Source organism: Corallococcus sp. 4LFB (assembly GCF_046520365.1).
GTDB lineage: Bacteria > Myxococcota > Myxococcia > Myxococcales > Myxococcaceae > Corallococcus > Corallococcus caeni.
The window spans coordinates 13,254-30,291 of the sequence record NZ_JBKGHJ010000015.1 but is presented as its reverse complement, the minus strand read 5'-3'; the positions used below and the strand labels follow the sequence as shown (position 1 = coordinate 30,291).

Here is a 17,038-nt window from a genome sequence, read left to right as displayed (position 1 = left end):
GACGGGCTACTCCCCCACGGCGGCGTAGCGCGACTCCTCGTCGTACGGCGTGCGCTGGTTGCCGCTCGCCACGGCCTGGGCGACCTTCGCCACGGCCTTCTGCCCTTCCTTCGTGAGGAAGTTCTGGGTGACGTCCAGGGACTTGAGATGCGCGAAGGCCTTGGCGTTCTCCGCCAGCGTCTGTGCGCCCGCGTCACTCATCGTGCCCATGGACAGGTCCAGCTCCCCGAGCTGGGCCAGGAGCTTCGACTGGGGCAGCGCCGCGCACAGCTCGTCCGTGAACTCCGCGTTGCGCAGGCCCAGCTTGCGCAACGCCGGCACGCCCTCCGCGTCCAGCAGCGGCTTGAGGTCCTTCACCCCGCCGCCCGCGCCGTAGTTCTCCTGACCGAACCAGACCTCCAGCGCCTCCAGCTTCGGCCACTTCGCCTTCGCGATGTCCTTCACCGAGCCCTGATCGAGGCCCCCCGTCTCCACGGTGAAGGAGCGCAGCTCCGGCAGGTCGATCTTCCCCAGTCCGATTTCACCGCCGCGCACGCGCAGCTCCTGGAGCTGGGGATAGACCTTGTAGAGCGGCTTGAGGTCGCCCACCTGCGTCCAGGAGATCTCCGTCTCGTCCGGGAACTCGAAGTCGCCGATGAACAGCGAGCGCAGCGGCGGCGCGGGCTTCGCCTTCGCGAGCACCGCCAGCGTCTCGTCGTAATCGTTCTCGCCGTCGAAGCTGGCCATGCCGAGCGTCAAGCGGCTCAGGAAGCGCGCGGACGGATGGGCCAGCAGCTCGGCCAAGAGGTCCGGGATGTTCGCCGTGGAGTCGTAGTCCACCTGACCCAGCCGGGCCTCGCGGATGAAGCCCAGGTGCCATTCCAGCTTGAGGGTCTCGTCGGAGACCGCCTCCGCCAGCGACTCGCCCAGCAGCTCGTCCGCGTGGTCCTCGACGAACTTCGCGGCCTGCTTCCGCACGGCCGTGGCCCTGGCGGCGGGCGCGTCCAGCGCGGAGTGCTGGAGCAGGATGAGCTCGGCGCGCGGATCGCCCTCGCCCTCGAGCCACTCGGCGTATGTGAGATAGCCCTTCACGTCGTCGGGCTTCGCGAGGATGGCGGCCTCCAGGTCCGGGTTGACGGCGGACTCGGCGGTGGCCTCGCCCCCGTCGCCGTCCGCACTCCCGGCGAGCGTGTAGCCCTTGCGCTCCTTCTCGCGGACCTGCGCTTCGTATTCCTTCTTGGCCTCGGCCTTGGAGTCGAACGCCTCGACCTTCTCCTGGCCGTCGGTGCCGATGCGGCCCCAGCGCTTGGTCAGCGTGGTGCCCTCCAGGGTGATCTCCCAGAACTTGCTGGAGCTGCCTTCGGTGAACTCGTAGCGAGGCATCGCGCGGCCCTTTGGCGAAGAACGCCCGGGACGCTAGAGGAGCCCTCCAGCAACCTCAAGCCGCGCGAATCCGTATCAGGGCGCAGCAGCGTCAGCTCCACGCGGCGGTTGAGCTCACGGCCACGGGGGATGAGGTTGGGGGCCTTGGGGCTGCTGTCGCCCAGGCCCACGGCCTCCACGCGGGACGGGGCCACGCCGGCGCGGATCAGCAGGTCGGCCACGGCGCGGGCGCGGGCGTCGGAGAGGCTCTGACGCGCGGGCTCGGGGACCTCCTTCGAGTCGGTGTGGCCCCGATGCGCAGGCGGGCCTTCGGGTTGCGCACGAGCAGGTCCACCAGCAGGTCCAGGCCCGCGAGCGCGGCCTTGGTGGGCACGGGCTTCTTCTCGTCGAAGCTCAGGGGCTCGGGCAGCTCGATGCGGCCCTCCTTCACCGTGGCGGCCTTGGCGGCCTTGGGCGCGGGCACCAGCGCGAAGGCCAGCGACGCCTCGGCGCCCGCGCCCAGCTCCACCTGGCGCGTCTGCGCGAGGAACCCGTCGGCGATGAGGTCCACCGTGTACGCGCCCGCGGACAGCGGCACGTCCTGCGGCTTGCGGCCCTTCTTGGCCGCGGCGAGCGTGAGCTTCAGGGGCTCGCCCTTGCCGCGCACGAAGGCGGTGGCCTTGGTGGGCTTCCTGGACGTCACCTGGAGGCGCAGGCGGCTGGGGGCCACGGGCGTGCGCTCCACGGGCGGCGTCACGGAGACGACGGTCGTCGTGGGCTTCACGCCCGCGTCCGGCGCTGGCGTGGGCTGGGCGACCTTCACCGGGGCGCCGGCGTCCACCGGGGCCGGCTTCACGGGCGGGGGCGCGGTGGCGACGGTGGGCTCGTCCTTCAGCGGCTGGATCATCTCCGCGGTGACGGCGTGGGTGAGCTTGAGCTTGAGGCGCGGATCCGGCGCGTTGGGGACGACGGCCGGGGACGCCTTCACCACGACGCGCAGGCCGCGCTGGGTCTGGAAGCCGACGGACGCGGTGATCTTCCAGAGGAAGCCGTTGGTCTCGCTGAACAGGCTCCAGGAGCCGTTGGTGTACGTGACGCGCGAGACGAGGGTGTGCTCGCCGGGTTCGACCTTCAGGTTCGCGAGCCGGTGCACGCCGGGCGCGTTGAGCTCCTCCAGCGACGGGACGGCGAGCGGTTCGCCATCCAGGAGGAAGTCGGTCTCCACGAGCCGGTAGCCGTCCTCGGGCTTGAAGCCCGCGAAGAGCACCTGCACCTCGGAGGGGGATTCGGGGACCAGGTCGCGCAGCTGGCGCTCCAGCTCCGCGCGCGCCTGGTCCTCGCGCGTCGTTTCGGCCGCGAGCGCACCCGGGGCCAGGAGTCCGGCGAGGACCAGTGACCCGATCTTGAGGAAGGAGGAGTCCACGAGGCGCCACGCAGCATGGCACAAGGCGCCCCGGGACGATGCAGGGATACAGTCCTGTAGAGGGAGCAGGCGGGCGCGACGGACCTGTACCGGGGGGCAGGTTGAAGGCTTCGCGGTGAATTCCCTGTTCCAACCAGTCCTGGCGTGGGGAGGCGGGGATGGATCATCCTCGCTGGCGCATGGATCCGCGGCCTGCCTCCCCTCCGACGCCTGTCCCCTCCTCCCCCAAGGTGGCCTCCCGCTTTTCACGGCGGGCATGGGCCTGGAGCGCGGTGGGAGCGGTGGTGACGCTGGGGATGCTGGCGGGGATGGTGCGGGTGGAGCGCTCGGCGCGAGGGTCGGTGCTGCTCGAACTAGGCGAGTGGGTGGACGTCCCGGCGCCGGCCGCGGGGCGAGTGGTGTCGGTGGACGTGGGGCTGAGCGAGACGGTCCAGGCCGGGCAGGTGGTGGCGCGGCTGGAGACGGCGGCGGGGACTGCGGAGGCGGTGGCGCCGCTGTCGGCGATGGTGGGCCGGGTGACGGTGACGAAGGGGGCGGAAGTGGAGGCGGGGCAGCCGGTGGCGTCGTTGTTGAACCGGGAGGCCGTGCTGCCATCGCTCTATGTGGTGTTCCCGGGGGAGTACCGGCCGGAGCTGGCCCCGGGGATGACGCTGGAGTACCAGCTGCCGGGGATGCCGGTGCCATTCGAGACGGTCATCGAGAAGGTGGAGGGCCCGGAGGTATCGCTCCGGTACGCGAAGGCGCAGCTGCCGGGCCGCGACGTGTTCGGGCAAGGGGCGGTGCTGGTCCGGGCGCACGTGCCGTCCCGCAACTATGAGCGGGACGGCAAGAAGCGCGTCTACCAGGACGGCATGAAGGGCCGGGCCCGGGTGAAGCTGGGAACGCAGCGGCTCATCGTCGCGTGGTTCCCGGGCCTGCGTGATGCGCTGCCGTGAGGTGGGGCTGGTCAGTGTCACTGCTGGGGCTCGCTGCCGTCGGGTGTGCTCGCGCGTTCGTGGCGGGCAATGCCTCGGTGGAAGATGACCGCTCCATCCTCTTCCCCCAGTTCTTCGAACAGGCACCGCTTCATGTCGGTGCGGCGGACCGGCTTTTCGTCATCGATGGAGCCGTGCTCAGGGCCCTGACCCTGGCGGCCGATGACTTCCTGCCTCCGGAGCGACCCGACACGCCGTGCGCTGAACGACGCGCCTCTCATGTCTTCAGGGTCATCCAGCGCGACGACATCCTCTTCGTCCGCATCGATATGGACCCTGCGGCTTGCGGCGCAACACGGCCGGGACTCGATTCTGGGGTCCGGTACGCCATCAGCCGTGATGGCCGCATCCTCCGGCGTGTCCTGGATGGGATGGAGCCCTACGTCCCATCCTCGGATGGCGGTGTCCTGGAGAAGGCCGCTCCTGGAGTCTCGCCCTCCTTCGACCCGGAACACCCGCGCCCCCTGCCCTTCCTGGACTCCTCCCAGGATGCAGGATGCCCACTCGACGCTGGGATTCCTGACGCGTCAGCCCCCGCTCCAGGCGTGGTTCCCGGGCCTGCGTGATGCGCTGCCGTGAGGGCTGAGGCCCTGGGTAGACGGGCCCTCACCCGGACGAGGGATTGCGAGTGCTGTTCCGGACGCCGCAGCATGGCCTGAACTCGCAAGAGAGCCCCCACAGCAAGGAGCGTCGATGCCGCTTCCACTCATTCCTGTCGCGATCGGACTCGTCACCCTCCTCGGATACGGAGCGAAGAAGGGCTACGACGGTGTCGATGCCATGCGGGACGCCGAGGCGTTGGGAGAGGCCGCGGAGGCGAAGCATCGGAAGTGGATTGGCAAGCTCGACGAAGCACGGAGCGGTCTCCAGGGACAGCTCGCCGCTCTGGACGCGCAGCGGTCCCAGGTGGTGTCCACCACCTTCCGGCGCCTCTTCGACTTTCTCGAGCAGATGGAGCAGCAGGCCCGCCTCGCGGCCCTGGAGAGCCTGGGCACGTTGGGGGTGAATCGCGAGGAGGTGCGCCAGTTCGCCGTGCAGTATGTCGAAGCAGGAGGCACCGTCTCCGGCGCCGTCGCAGCGGCGATGACGGGAGCCGGAGCAAGCGCCATGACGACGGGGCTCGTCACCAGCTTCGCCACCGCTGGCACTGGTGTGGCCATGTCGGGCCTCTCAGGAGCTGCGGCGAACAGCGCGCTCCTCGCCTGGCTGGGGGGAGGCTCCCTCGCCGCGGGAGGCTTCGGCATGGCAGGGGGCGCGGTGGTCCTGGGCGGCATCGCGGTAGCGCCCGCCGTGGCGGTCGCTGGCTTCGTCATCGCTCGGGAGGGAGAAAAGGCGAAGACGAAGGCGGAGGCCTACTCCAGGAAGGTGAGACGGCAGGTGGCCAGGATCAAAGCCGCCATCGCACTGCTGGGCCGAGCGGAGCTTCGCGTTGGCGAGCTGAGCGGCGTCCTCGAGCAGCTCGACCAGCGGACAAAGGCCGCTATCGACGCGCTCTGGACGTTGTCGGGCGGCTTCGACACCGGCAATGAAGAGCACCTGTCACGTTTCGCGATGGCCATGCAGCTGGCCAAGGCAGAGAGCGAATTGATGCGTGTACCGCTGTTCACCGAAGGCGGCGACATCAACACCCAGGTCGACGCGTTGCTCGAGCAGGGGCGCCGCCTCGCGCTTCCGGAGGCGTCATGACCTCGAAAAAGATTTCCCTTCCGGCGGAGGTGTCGATCGATGGAGTCAGCAACGTCCTGCAGGGCATCCGGACCATCGCCGAGTGCGTGCGCGACATCGAAAAGTCGCGCACCGAGCAGACCCGGCTGAGAGAGAGCGCCCGGGTGGAGGTGGAGCAGATCCACGCCATGCGCGAGGTGCTCATGAACTACCTCGACCGCAGCTTCGATGAGCGCAAGGAGAACTTCCGGCGGCTCTTCGAGAGGCTCGACGGTGCCATCCAGGGCAACAACGTGCAGATGGCTTCGGCTGTCCTGGACTCCGTGGTGAAGCTCGCTGATGCCTCGCCCTTCAAAGCCCTGCGGGATGTGGCGGCAACGCGGGCCGCCCTCGGGCAGAAGGGCAAGGAGTGGCAGTTCTAGTCAGGCCCCCTGACGCGACAGCCGGCGCTCCAGGCGTTCCAGCCGGAGCTGGTGGTCGGCGGGCAGCTCCACGGGGGCGGCCAGCCTGGCGTGGTACAGGGCCCGGGGCAGGTCCTTGAGGGAGTGCTCGTAGAGCTTCGTCAGGGACAGGTGCAGCACCGCGCCCTGGCCGGGCTTCGCGAACGTGAGCGCCCGTTGCAGGTGCGCCACCGCCGTCTCGCAGTCTCCCGAGCGGCGGCAGAGGCGCGAGGCCACCACCAGCGCTTCGATTCCCACCGGGCCTCCGCTCTCCGCGGCGGCCTTCGCGAAGGTCAGCGCGCGCTCCGCGTCCCCTGCCCGCTCCGCCACCTGCGCGAAGCCGAGCAGGTCCCTCGGGTCCTGCCGCTCCGTGCCTTCCGACTGGAAGCGGCGCACCAGGTCGCCCAGCAGCGCCGCCAGGAGCAACAAGTCCTTCTGGTTGTGCTCCAGCACCGGCACCAGCTCCGAGCCGTCCGTGCCTCGCAGGAAGCGGAAGTACAGCTCCGGGATCAGTGAACCGTCCACGTCCCCCACCCGGTGATGCCCCAGCACCTTCGACTCCAGGTGCACGAGCCGCGCGCCTTCGCCCCGGTGCTTGAACACGCGCCGCGCGCAGTGCAGCAGGTCCAGGTGCGGCAGCTCCTTCGGCACCGGCACCCGGTTGAGCACGAAGCGCGTGCGCAACAACGGCCAGTCGAAGCTCTTGCCGTTGTACGTGACGAGGCAGGACGACGACGCCATGCGCTCGGCCAGCAGGCGCAGCATGGGCGCCTCTTCGCCCATGCGCCGCAGGAAGAGCTGCTGCACGCGCAGCGAGCGGTCCTCGAACCAGCCGAGGCCCACCAGGAACGGCACCGTGCCCGTGCCGCCCGCGAGCCCCGTCGTCTCCGTGTCCAGCAGCAGCATCCGCGTGAAGTCCACTGACTCCAGCTCCGGATGCAGCGCCAGCCCCGCCACCAGCCGCGACTCCACATCGAGCGCCGCCGCCACTGGAGCCGTGCCGTGCCGATGATCCGGCGGGTACACCTGCTCGGCCACGTGCACCGTGCCGTGCGGCGTCGACCGCGCCTCCACCGGCAACGCCCGGGGTTCAGGGAGCGGCTCCACCGCCTTCCGAGCAGACGCCGTGCCCTGACGCTCCGCCCAGAACGACAGCATCTGGCGCAGCGCTTCGACTCGTGGATCCGCAACACCGTCCGCCGCGCCGCCCCGCTTCGCCGCGAACCGCCGCCGCGCCTCCTCGCGCAGATCCACGAGCCCGTCCGCACGGGCCCGTGCCCCTTCTACCGCGAGCCCGGACTCGCGCGCCCGCGCATCCTGCGTCGCCTCTGCCCCGCTCTCCACGTCGAGAGAAGGCGCACCCTCCCCCTCCATCGACAGGCGCTTGCGCAGCGACTGCACCAGCACCTCCGCGAGGGTGGTCGTGCCCGCCTCTTCCACCGGAGGAACCCGCGCCACCACCTCATCCCGCGCGCGCGCCTCCACCGCCGGTGTCTCCACCACCGGAGCCACGGTGTTCACGGGCGCCCGGGCCTGACTGCCGGGGCCCGCGCTGCTGAGTCGGGACAGCTTGCGCTTCAGGTCCATGCCGAGCCCGTACTCCTCACTGCACCCCGGCGACGCCGAGCGCCGCCAGCAGGTCCAGCGCCAACCGCTTGCGCGGATGCGATCCCGACGGCGCGCTCCCCGGCTGGCCACCCGCCGCCGGTCCGATGCACGCCGGACACCCGTCCTCGCACGGACAGGACTCCAGCAGCTTGCGCCCTCGCAGCAGCAGCTCCTCGCGCTGATCGTACAGCCGCGCCGCCAGCCCCACGCCGCCGGGCACGTTGTCGTAGAGGAACAGCGTCGGCTCGAAGCCCACCCCGCCGTCCTTGCGCGGCGGACCGTCCGGCTCGTCCTTGCTGCCCAGCGTCCGGCCCAGGTCGCGCGGGTCGCTCATCAACCCCACGCACGCCACCGTGCGCAGCGCGGAACCCAGGCCCCGCAGCGCGTCGATGACCGAGGGCCTCGGGGCGTCCATCGCGCGCACCACCGCCTCCGGCACCGTCAGCCACAGCGCCGACGTGTGCATCTGCATCTCCGGCAGCCGCACGTCGCCGTAGCCCACGTTCTCATGCGTGTGGAACTTGATCTTCTTGTAGCCCACCACCTTCTCGATGACGGACACCTCGCCCAGCCCCGCGTGCAGCGACGGCCCCAGCGGCGCGCCCTGGTCCTCCTGGATGACGCTCACGCGCACGTTCGTCATCGCGTCCGTGAAGTAGTCCGGCGCCACCTTGCGCACGAAGGCCTTGTGGTTCTCCAGGTCCAGCTGCTCCACCTGGTACTGCTCGGAGTCGTGCTGGTAGATGGCCTGCTCGTGCAGCTGCGTGTGCGCGGAGCGGAAGTCCATCTCCGCCAGCGTCTTGTCCGTGCCTCGCTCGATGACCACCACGTTGTCCCAGCCCACGCTGCGCAAGGACACGTGGTGCGCCGGGTACGCGTCCGACGACCAGTGGAACATCCGCCGCCCGCCCTCCGGGGCCTGCGATGGGTGCACCACCTGGTGCTGCGTGAGGAAGTCCAGCGCCTCCGTGGTGTTCTCCACCGGCACGTCCCCGAACGAGTCCCCTTCCTCGAAGGGCAGCTCGAACGCCGCGCACTTCAGGTGCTGGACCAATATCTCCACGTTGTCCGGATCAATGCGCGCGTGCTCCACCGGAGCGCCCGTGAGCGCGCGCGGATCCGCCGCGAAGTATTGATCCAGCGGCGCGCTGGACGTCACCAGCAGCGCCAGGCTCCCCATGCCGCGCCGGCCCGCACGGCCGAAGCGCTGCGCCAGCGCCGCCACGGAGCCCGGGTAGCCCGCGCACACGACGGCATCCAGCGACCCGATGTCGATGCCCAACTCCAGCGCGTTGGTGGCCACCACGCAGCGCACCTCGCCCGCGCGCATCGCGGCCTCCGTGGCGCGCCGGGTGCCCGGCAGGTAGCCGCCGCGGTAGCCCTGGATGAGCGACGGATCCAGCTTCTCCTCCACGAACCGGTCGCGGAGGTACTTGAGCATCACCTCCACGTTGTTGCGCGACTGGCCGAACAGCAGCGTGGACACCCCCGCGCGCACCAGGTCCGAGGTGAGCCGCACCGCGCTCTTGAGATAGCTGGCGCGGATGCCCAGCTCCGCGTTCACCACGGGCGGGTTGTAGACCATCACCCGGCGCTCGCCGGACGGCGCCCCGCTCTCCGACACGAGCGCCACCTCGCGCCCCAGCATCCGCTCCGCGTGCGCCTTCGGGTTGCCGATGGTCGCCGACGCCAGGATGAACGTGGGCGAAGCGCCGTGGAACCGCGCCACCCGCTGCAACCGGCGCAGCACGTTCGCCAGGTGCGAGCCGAAGACGCCCCGGTACGTGTGCAGCTCGTCGATGACGACGTAGCGCAGATTCGCGAACAGCCGCGCCCAGTTCGCGTGGTGCGGCAGGATGCCCGTGTGCAGCATGTCCGGGTTGGTGAGCACCACGCCCGCGCGCTCCCGGGCCGCCCGGCGTGCGTCCCCCGGCGTGTCGCCGTCGAAGGTGATGGCGCCGTGGCCCAGGCCCGCCTCGCGCATGAAGGCGCGCAGGGACTCCTCCTGGTCGCGCGACAGCGCCTTCGTGGGGAACAGGTAGAGCGCGCGCGCATCCGGCTCACGCGCGAAGCGGTCCAGCAGCGGCAGGTTGTAACAGAGGCTCTTGCCGGACGCGGTCGGCGTGGCGATGACCAGGCTCTCCCCGTCGCGGGCCCGCTCGAAGGCCTCCGCCTGGTGGGAGAAGAGGTGCTCCACGCCCCGGCGCTTGAGCGCGTCCCGGACCTGGGGGGACAGGTCCTCCGGCAGCGGCGCGAACACGCCCGCGCGGGCCGGCGTCACGGCGTCGTGGACGATGTTCGGCCACACCTGCCGGTCCGTCCGCCAACCCTGGAGGACGGCATCCAGCCCGCGAGCCCCCGACCACGGCGTGCGGCGCGGGCCGGAGAAGGCCTCGGTTTCCTTCTCGGGCTTCATAGGGCCAGCCACTGTACAGACGTGTACCCGGAAGGACAACGCGCGTCAGACCCGCCACGGCGGTCGTTTGGGGGCCCATCACCCACATTCCCACCGGGCAGTAGCCGGCTCGATTCCCCGCTGGACAGGCGGCATCCGCGGACATCGACGGGCTTCCGGAGCGGCCCCTAGTGTCCCGCGCCCGTGGCGCTCGCGATCTTCCTCTTCACGTACCTCTTCATCGCCGGGGCGAGGCTGCCCTTCGTCAAGCTGGACCGTCCCGGAGGCGCGCTGCTGGGCGCCACGCTGATGGTCGTCGCCGGGGTCGTCACGCCCGCGGAGGTCTTCGGCCACAGCGCGGACCGGGGCCAGCAGGCCATCGACATGGACACGCTCGTCCTCTTGCTGGGGATGATGCTGCTGGCCGTGTACCTGTCGCAGGCGAAGTTCTTCCGCGCCACCGGGGCCAGGGCCCTCAAGGTCGCGCACACGCCCCGGCTGCTCCTGGTGGCCGTGACGTGCGTGAGCGCGTTCCTGTCCGCGTTCCTCGTGAACGACACCGTGTGCCTGTTCCTCACGCCGCTGGTGCTGGTGGTGGTGGAGGACGCGCGCCTGCCGCCCGTGCCGTACCTGCTGGCGGTGTGCATGGGCAGCAACAGCGGCTCCGTGGCCACCTTCACCGGCAACCCGCAGAACATGCTGATCCAAGGCGCGTCCGGCCTGGGCTACGCGCGGTTCGCCGCGTACATGGCCCTGCCCGCGGTGCTCTCCACCGCCATCGTCGCCGTGGCGCTGCTGTACCTCTTCCGCAAGGAGCTGCCGGCCGCGCGCTTCGACACGCACCCGCCCCCGCTGGAGGTGGACCGCCGGCTGCTCGCGCTGGGGCTGGGGAGCCTGCTGGGCGTGGTGGTGGCGTTCTTCGCGGGCCTGCCCATGAGCTGGAGCGCGCTCGCGGGCGGCGTGCTGGTGATGTCGCTGTCCGGCCACGACTCACGCGAGGCGCTGGAGCGCGTGGACTGGGTGCTGCTGCTCTTCTTCGCCAGCCTCTTCGTCGTCGTGCACGGGGTGAACAAGGCGGGCTGGGCGGAGGAGATCCGCCTGCTGTTCTCCCCGCTGATGGCCGGGCCGCCGTGGCGCGAGGCGCTGGGCTTCGCGGGGCTCACGCTCGTGGCCTCCAACCTCTTCAGCAACGTGCCCTTCGTGATGCTCGCGCGAGCGTGGGTGCCGGCCATGCAGGAGCCAGAGCTGGCGTGGCACGTGCTCGCGCTGGGCTCCACGCTGGCGGGCAACCTCACGCTGGTGGGCAGCGTGGCGAACCTCATCGTCTTCGAGGCCGCGCGCGGCAAGGTCCGGATGGGCTTCATGGACTACCTGCGCGTGGGCGTGCCCGTGACGCTGATCAGCTTCGCCGTGGGGCTGGGCGTGCTCCTGGCCGAGCACGCCCTCTTCTAGGCTTCACACCGCTCAGGCGTCCGGATCCGGCAGCTCGCCCGGGGGCAGCTGGCGCTCGGGCGGGGTGGGCTCGGGCGCGGGGGTGACGGCGGAGGGCACGGTGTCCGGCGCGGTGTTGCCCGTGGGGGCCGCGCCCTTGCGGTTCTGGGGCGTCATGTCCTTCACGAACATGTCCGCGACCTTGTCCAGGAGCTCCGTCATGGCCAGGCGGAACAGCTCCGGCTCCTTGCCGACCTTGAACGGATCCAGGTGCGGCGCCCCCTGCTCCACCGCGTCCAGGTCGAACGGGCGGCGCCACAGCTCCGAGCGCCCGTCCAGCCGGAACATGCGCCCGTAACCCTTGAGGTAGGCCCCCGCGTGGCCGTCCTCGCTGCGCATGCCGTAGTCCTGGATGACGAACTCCACGACGGTGTCCGCGCCCAGCGGGGCCATCAGGTCGTAGTCCGGCGCGTTGGCGGGCACCTCCTCCACCAGGAAGCTCTCCAGCGCGGAGGCCACGCGGGCCGGGTCCACCGTGTCCGTCCACGGGGCCTCCGCCGGCAGGCGCGACAGGGTGGTGACGCGCAGGCGCTCGGAGAGCTCGAAGCGCGTCACGGCCTGCTGCAGCTTCACGGTGAGCCGGCGGTCCGCCTCCTTGGGCTCCAGCTTCTTGAGCTTGCCCGAATAGGCGTCGTCCTCCTGGAACACCCGGCTCTTGGGTCCCGCGCCGTCCTCGATGCGGGAGATGAAGGCGGGCCGCTGGACCCGGTCCAGGTCCGCGCGGGACAGGCGCTGGGACGCGCAACCGGCGGTGAAGGCGACGAGGACTGCCGCGAAAAGGAGGCTTCGGCTTCGCACCATGGGCCCGACGCTATCCCATCCCCGCCCCCCTGGCCTGTTTGCGACCCACCGAAAGCCTGGGGGCGGCCCGGCGCTGCTATGCTGCCCGGCCGTGAATCCTCCCCCTTCTGTTCCCCCCGGCCCGGGCCCCAACCGCAAGCGGCGGCTGGGGGAGATCCTGATGGACGCCGGCCTGCTCACCGAAACCCAGCTCCGCAGCGCGCTCGCCGAGCAGCGCAAGTGGGGCGGCCGGCTGGGCCTCACGCTGGTGCAGATGGGCGTCGTGGACGAAAGCTCCATGGTGCACGCCCTGTCGCGGCAGCTGGCCATCCCCACGGTGGACCTGGACAAGCACCTCCCCGTCCCGTCCGCCCTCCAGGCGCTGCGCGTGGACATCGCCGAGCGCTACACCGTCTTCCCCGTCGCCTACGAGCCCGGCACCAAGACGCTCACCGTGGCCACGTCGGATCCCACCAACGTGGAGTCCCTCCAGGAGCTGGCCTTCCACTCCGGCCAGAAGCTCCAGGTGGTGGTGGCGACCGCGTCCTCCATCGAGCGCGCCATCCGGCACCACTACCACGGGGAGGTCACCTCCACGGCCGCCACGCCGCTGAGCTTCGGCATGGACGAGGCCACCTTCGAGCTGGCCCCGCCGCAGCCCGAGAGCGCCCCGCCCCCGCGCACCCCCACGCCGCCGCCCGTGGTGCGCGACGCGGAGCTGGCGTCGAAGGTGGAGGCGCTCACGCAGCAGGTGGCGGACCTGGAGCGCATGGTGGCGCAGCAGGCCCGCGTGATGCGCGCGATGATGGACGCGCTGGAGGCCCGGGGCGCGTTGACCCGCGAGGAGGTCCAGGCGAAGGCCCGGTAGGCACGGCATGGCGCTCCCCTTCTCCGAAAAGCTGTCGCTGGAGCTGACCGTCACCGCGGGCGAGCAGCCGTACGCCATCCCCGGCGGACAGGTGAAGGACTTCTCGCTGCGGATGACGCCCACGGGCTTCCGCTGCACGGTGACCTTCTGGACGGCGCTGGAGAAGGCGGACGCGGCGCTGTTCACCGCGTTCAGCAAGCCGGACCTGGTGCGCGTGCGGCTGGCGCTGTCCGGCGTGTACGACCCGCCGCCCGCCCCGCTGGTGGTGCAGGGCATCGTCACGGAGAAGCGCGTCAGCGGCACCGCGCACGGCCACAAGGACAACGTGGCGGTGGCCTTCCGCCAGTACACGGTGACCTTCGAGGACCCCGCGCGGGTGCTCTGGAAGCAGCACCGCCCGGTGGAGCTGCACACGGCGAAGAAGCTGTCGGAGCTGCTGGACGCGCACAAGCCCGGCGGCCTGCTGCTCACCTACGACTGGGACGCGCTGGAAGAGAAGCACGCGATGGTGTGCCTGGGCATCGGCGATGACCACGCGGCCGCCAGCTTCTACGACTTCGTCCTCTGGTTCGTGGACACGCGCGGCGGCGTGCTCACGTACGACAGCCCCAACGACACGTACACCTTCTCCGCGAAGAAGCCTGCGGTGGGCGCCGTCACCGGGCTCAGCCGCAAGCACGTGGCGCGCGTGGACGTGGAGCTGCCGCCGGTCATCCGCCACAGCGCCCGGGTGCTCAACGGCTTCGGGGCCGGCGCCACCACGGTGGCGCTGGAGCAGTCCCAGGCGGTGGCGGGCATCCAGCACGACGTGCTGGTGCGCACCCCCATCGCGGCGGAGGCGGAGCAGCGCCAGTCGCTGGAGAAGGAGCGCCTGCGCGTGCGCAAGCGGCGCCTGCGGCTGACGTTCCTCGACGTGCCGCCCATCGCGCTGCACCCGGGCGCGTTGCTCAAGCTGGACGGCGGGCGGTGGAGCCCGGGCCTCACGGGCCTGGGGGAAGACCTGCGCGTGGCGGAGCTGGCCTTCGACGGCGCGGGGCTCCAGGCTGGTCCGCACGACGGCCAGCAGGACGCGATGGAGGGCTACCAGGTCACCCTGTCCGTGCTGCTGGAGCAGAAGTCGGATCCGGTGCCGGAGCTGCCCGCGTACCGGCCGCCCCGCTACCCCATCTACGTCGAGGGCAAGGTGCACAGCCCCGGCGGCGAGGCCACGGACCGCATCTACCTCCAGGTGGATGATCAGAAGACGTCCGTGACGAACTACCGGGTGGCGATCCCGCTGTGGAACAAGACGGTGAGCGTGCCGGCGGAGCCCAACCAGTTCCCGGGGACGTTCTACTTCCCCCCGTACAAGAACGAGCGGGCGCTGGTGGCGCTGCACTTCGACCACGCGGAGCTGCACCGCTTCCTGGACTGGGGCGAAGGGGTGCGCATGCCCCAGGACAGCCAGGGCGATCAGATCCTCTTCGGCAAGAATGGCGCGAACCAGACGGCGCTGACGCACGACTTCCAGGACAACAAGCCGGTGTGGAACCTGGGGCGGGTGAACGCCAACGACACGGAGATCGTCCGCCTGTCGGAAGGCCACCTCCTCATCCAGACGAAGGAGAACCCCGGCGGCGCCCCCACCACGCCCACGTATGACGTGACGCCGCAGGTGGAGACGGCGAAGGGCGACCTCACCGCGGGCGTGGACGGCGCGGTGAGCGGCGCGACGGCGGCCTACAAGGAATCCATGGCGGAGGTGAACGCGAAGCTGAACGCGGCGACGGAGGAGACGGGCGCGGCCCTCGCCGCCGCGGAGGCCCAGGTGAAGGGCAAGGCCGCCGAGTCCCGCGCGAAGCTGACCGGCGCGCTCAACGGCCTGGATGGCCAGACGGGCGCCCTCTCCGGCGCCGCCGCGGATGCCAAGGCCGCGCTCGCGGGGCTGAAATGAACGAGCTGCGCGCGACGGTGGCGAAGCACAAGTCGACCGTGGAGGGCTTCGGCTCCGGCATCACGCCGCGCCTCTCCACCGCGAAGGGCGAGGTGGAGACCCTGGTCCAGGGCGTCGTGGAGCAGGTCGCCGCGCTGCGCCCGTCCATCTCCGGAGCGCTGGGGGGCTGCTCGCGCAGGTGAACGCGGCGAACGTGACGCTGGCGGACCCCTCCCCCCGCTTCGACGCGCTGGCCACGGAGGTCCAGGGCCACCAGCAGGCGCTGACCGCCTCCAGCACGACGGCGCGCACGCAGGCGGAGGCGCTGGGCCAGGAGGCGACGGCGAAGAGCCAGGGGCTGGAGGCGCAGGCGAAGTCCTCCGCCGAGTCCTCGCAGGGACAGCTCACCGCGCTCCAGCAGCAGGTGGCCCAGAGGTGCGACGCGGACAAGCAGTCCTTCGACGCGAAGCTCGCGAAGCGCCAGGGCTCCAGGGAGGAGACGGAGGCCCGCCGCGCGCAGGGGTACGCGCTGATCGAGCAGACCCGCTCGCAGCTCACGCAGGACCTCACGGGCGTGGGGTCGACGATCGCGGCGGCGCTGGCGGCGGTGCTGGTGCGGCTGGCCACCTCCCGCGACACGGCGACGGGCCGGAGCACGCAGCTCACCTCCACCCTGGACGGCGCGGTGAAGGACCCCGTGAGCGCGCTGACGGCGCTGCACCAGGAGATTCTCAACGCGGGCAAGACGACGAAGGACGCCCACCAGCAGCAGCAGTCCACGCTGGAGGGGCAGCGCAAGGCGCTGGTGGATCAGCTGATGGCCGCCGCCGCGGCGGCCGCCGCCATCGTGGACCCGCTGGACACCCAGGTGGCCCCGTCGCTGACGGCGGGCAAGACGCAGGCGGACGGGGCGCTGGACACGCTGGGCAAGACCATCGCCGGGCAGGTGGCCAGCGTCACGGCGCAGCTCACGGTGGTGGAGAAGCTCATCGACCAGGTGCAGCAGCAGGTGGAGGCCGCCATCACCACGGTGAGCGGCACCATCGACGGCCTGGTGCAGGGCGCGCTCACGGCGGTGGAGTCCGTCAAGGCGCCGCTGAAGGCGACGCTGGACGCGGCGTTCACCACGCTGGACACCCTGGTCGCCACGGTCAGCGCCCTCAAGCAGCAGGTGATGGCGCTGTTCGAGGTGCTGCCCCAGAAGCTGGAGCAGCTCCAGACCCTCTTCCAGCAGATCGTCGGCTCGCTGGAGTCGCTGCTGGAGCGCGCCATGGGCCTGCTGGACGCCATCCCGGCCGCGGACCTGCCCAAGCCGCTGGTGAGCCCCGCGGTGCAGGGCATCACGCAGGTGGTGACGCAGATCACCACGCAGCTGGGGACCCTCACCTCGCAGGTGGGCACGCAGCTCCAGTCAGTCCAGCAGACCATCGTCTCCCAGGTGGAGACGGTGCAGACCCAGGCGCAGACGCAGATCGACACGGCCACGACCCAGGCCGTGACGCAGATGGGCACGCTCACCGACTCCATCCTCCAGGGCATCGAGCAGGCCACCGCGCAGGTGGGGCAGATCATCGCCGCGGCCGTCACGCAGATCGGCACCGTGAAGGACCAGGGCGTGCAGCAGATTGAGGCCATGAAGCAGCAGGTGGCCGCCCGCGTGACGCCGCTGGACACGCAGGTGCCCCAGCGCCTGGAGGCCCTGGACGCGCAGGTGGGCTCCGGCATCGACGCGGCCGTGCAGGGCATGCGGACGGCGCGGGACTCGGCGGAGGGCCAGGTGACGTCCGCCAAGGGCCGGCTGGACTCGCACCTGGGCACCACGAACACGTCCGTGGCGGGCGGGCTGACGTCGCTGGAGCAGGCCCGCGCGAGCGCGGAGACGTCGCTCACCGGGCAGGTGGATCAGGCGCTCGCGGCCTTCACGCAGCGCGCGGAGGGCCTGAAGTCGGGCGCCCAGACGCAGGTGGACTCCGTCTCCACCCAGGCCACGGCGCAGAAGCCGCAGCTCCTCTCCCCGCTCGACGCGATTGGCGCCCAGCTCCAGGGCGGCGCCTTCGCGAAGCCGGTGACGGCGGCGAACGGCCGGGTGACCTCCGCGCTGAACGCGCTGGGCCCGAAGCTGGACGCGCTCGCGTCCTAGC

General features: G+C 71.1%; 14 protein-coding genes. 8 read left to right on the top strand and 6 right to left on the bottom strand.

Features of this window, described 5'->3' with window-relative positions:
• Window positions 1–6 precede the first annotated feature (6 nt).
• Both ACLEQD_RS03230 and ACLEQD_RS03225 read right to left on the bottom strand, forming a co-directional pair.
• Window positions 7–1,362: a WGR domain-containing protein gene (locus ACLEQD_RS03230; RefSeq protein WP_410381701.1), complete on the bottom strand. Its 1,356-nt coding sequence runs from the start codon at window positions 1,360–1,362 to the stop codon at window positions 7–9.
• Window positions 1,290–2,774 carry an OmpA family protein gene (locus tag ACLEQD_RS03225; protein WP_410381723.1) on the bottom strand — a complete coding sequence of 495 codons (1,485 nt, stop codon included), beginning with the start codon at window positions 2,772–2,774 and terminating at the stop codon, window positions 1,290–1,292. Before ACLEQD_RS03225 ends, ACLEQD_RS03230 begins: the two co-directional genes overlap by 73 nt.
• A 262-nt stretch (window positions 2,775–3,036) precedes the next feature.
• Here ACLEQD_RS03225 and ACLEQD_RS03220 point away from each other — a divergent pair, with 262 nt between their 5' ends.
• Window positions 3,037–3,699, top strand: coding sequence for a biotin/lipoyl-containing protein (locus tag ACLEQD_RS03220; RefSeq protein ID WP_410381699.1), 663 nt, complete (start codon window positions 3,037–3,039; stop codon window positions 3,697–3,699).
• A gap of 17 nt (window positions 3,700–3,716) precedes the next feature.
• Here ACLEQD_RS03220 and ACLEQD_RS03215 read toward each other — a convergent pair whose 3' ends face one another.
• Entirely contained in the window at window positions 3,717–4,193 is a 477-nt protein-coding gene (locus tag ACLEQD_RS03215; RefSeq protein ID WP_410381697.1) for a hypothetical protein, read from the bottom strand.
• A gap of 238 nt (window positions 4,194–4,431) precedes the next feature.
• On the opposite strand from ACLEQD_RS03215, the gene ACLEQD_RS03210 reads away from it, so the two are divergent.
• Together ACLEQD_RS03210 and ACLEQD_RS03205 are read left to right on the top strand one after the other, a co-directional pair.
• Window positions 4,432–5,424, top strand: a complete 993-nt coding sequence (locus ACLEQD_RS03210; protein ID WP_410381695.1) for a hypothetical protein — start codon at window positions 4,432–4,434, stop codon at window positions 5,422–5,424.
• Window positions 5,421–5,825, top strand: coding sequence for a hypothetical protein (locus tag ACLEQD_RS03205; protein ID WP_410381693.1), 405 nt, complete (start codon window positions 5,421–5,423; stop codon window positions 5,823–5,825). Before ACLEQD_RS03210 ends, ACLEQD_RS03205 begins: the two co-directional genes overlap by 4 nt.
• Here ACLEQD_RS03205 and ACLEQD_RS03200 read toward each other — a convergent pair whose 3' ends face one another.
• Window positions 5,826–7,430, bottom strand: coding sequence for a ribonuclease H-like domain-containing protein (locus ACLEQD_RS03200; RefSeq protein WP_410381691.1), 1,605 nt, complete (start codon window positions 7,428–7,430; stop codon window positions 5,826–5,828).
• A 16-nt stretch (window positions 7,431–7,446) separates the two neighbouring features.
• Complete coding sequence (locus ACLEQD_RS03195; RefSeq protein WP_410381689.1) at window positions 7,447–9,867, bottom strand: DEAD/DEAH box helicase; 2,421 nt, start codon at window positions 9,865–9,867, stop codon at window positions 7,447–7,449.
• A gap of 183 nt (window positions 9,868–10,050) precedes the next feature.
• On the opposite strand from ACLEQD_RS03195, the gene ACLEQD_RS03190 reads away from it, so the two are divergent.
• The gene (locus ACLEQD_RS03190; protein ID WP_410381687.1) at window positions 10,051–11,298 is read left to right on the top strand and encodes an SLC13 family permease; all 1,248 of its coding nucleotides are present in this window, start codon (window positions 10,051–10,053) and stop codon (window positions 11,296–11,298) included.
• A gap of 12 nt (window positions 11,299–11,310) precedes the next feature.
• Here the strand turns inward: ACLEQD_RS03190 and ACLEQD_RS03185 are convergent, their stop codons facing one another.
• Window positions 11,311–12,138, bottom strand: coding sequence for a hypothetical protein (locus ACLEQD_RS03185; protein WP_410381685.1), 828 nt, complete (start codon window positions 12,136–12,138; stop codon window positions 11,311–11,313).
• A gap of 91 nt (window positions 12,139–12,229) precedes the next feature.
• Here ACLEQD_RS03185 and ACLEQD_RS03180 point away from each other — a divergent pair, with 91 nt between their 5' ends.
• The 4 genes from ACLEQD_RS03180 to ACLEQD_RS03165 are packed head-to-tail and all read left to right on the top strand — an operon-like array spanning window position 12,230 to window position 17,037.
• Window positions 12,230–12,985 (top strand): hypothetical protein, encoded by a 756-nt coding sequence (locus tag ACLEQD_RS03180; protein ID WP_410381683.1) that lies wholly within the window; start codon window positions 12,230–12,232, stop codon window positions 12,983–12,985.
• Window positions 12,986–12,992: 7 nt separating this feature from the next.
• Window positions 12,993–14,918: a hypothetical protein gene (locus tag ACLEQD_RS03175; RefSeq protein ID WP_410381681.1), complete on the top strand. Its 1,926-nt coding sequence runs from the start codon at window positions 12,993–12,995 to the stop codon at window positions 14,916–14,918.
• Window positions 14,915–15,100, top strand: a complete 186-nt coding sequence (locus ACLEQD_RS03170) for a hypothetical protein (RefSeq protein ID WP_410381679.1) — start codon at window positions 14,915–14,917, stop codon at window positions 15,098–15,100. Before ACLEQD_RS03175 ends, ACLEQD_RS03170 begins: the two co-directional genes overlap by 4 nt.
• Window positions 15,097–17,037, top strand: coding sequence for a hypothetical protein (locus tag ACLEQD_RS03165; RefSeq protein WP_410381677.1), 1,941 nt, complete (start codon window positions 15,097–15,099; stop codon window positions 17,035–17,037). The genes ACLEQD_RS03170 and ACLEQD_RS03165 overlap by 4 nt, the downstream gene beginning before the upstream one ends.
• The last annotated feature ends 1 nt before the right edge of the window (window position 17,038 follow it).

Coding starts and splice junctions, on each gene's coding strand:
- ACLEQD_RS03230 (WP_410381701.1), bottom strand. CDS start 1,362: ATGCCTCGCTACGAGTTCACCGAAGGCAGCTCCAGCAAGTTCTGGGAG.
- ACLEQD_RS03205 (WP_410381693.1), top strand. CDS start 5,421: ATGACCTCGAAAAAGATTTCCCTTCCGGCGGAGGTGTCGATCGATGGA.
- ACLEQD_RS03170 (WP_410381679.1), top strand. CDS start 14,915: ATGAACGAGCTGCGCGCGACGGTGGCGAAGCACAAGTCGACCGTGGAG.
- ACLEQD_RS03210 (WP_410381695.1), top strand. CDS start 4,432: ATGCCGCTTCCACTCATTCCTGTCGCGATCGGACTCGTCACCCTCCTC.
- ACLEQD_RS03200 (WP_410381691.1), bottom strand. CDS start 7,430: ATGGACCTGAAGCGCAAGCTGTCCCGACTCAGCAGCGCGGGCCCCGGC.
- ACLEQD_RS03185 (WP_410381685.1), bottom strand. CDS start 12,138: ATGGTGCGAAGCCGAAGCCTCCTTTTCGCGGCAGTCCTCGTCGCCTTC.
- ACLEQD_RS03195 (WP_410381689.1), bottom strand. CDS start 9,867: ATGAAGCCCGAGAAGGAAACCGAGGCCTTCTCCGGCCCGCGCCGCACG.
- ACLEQD_RS03175 (WP_410381681.1), top strand. CDS start 12,993: ATGGCGCTCCCCTTCTCCGAAAAGCTGTCGCTGGAGCTGACCGTCACC.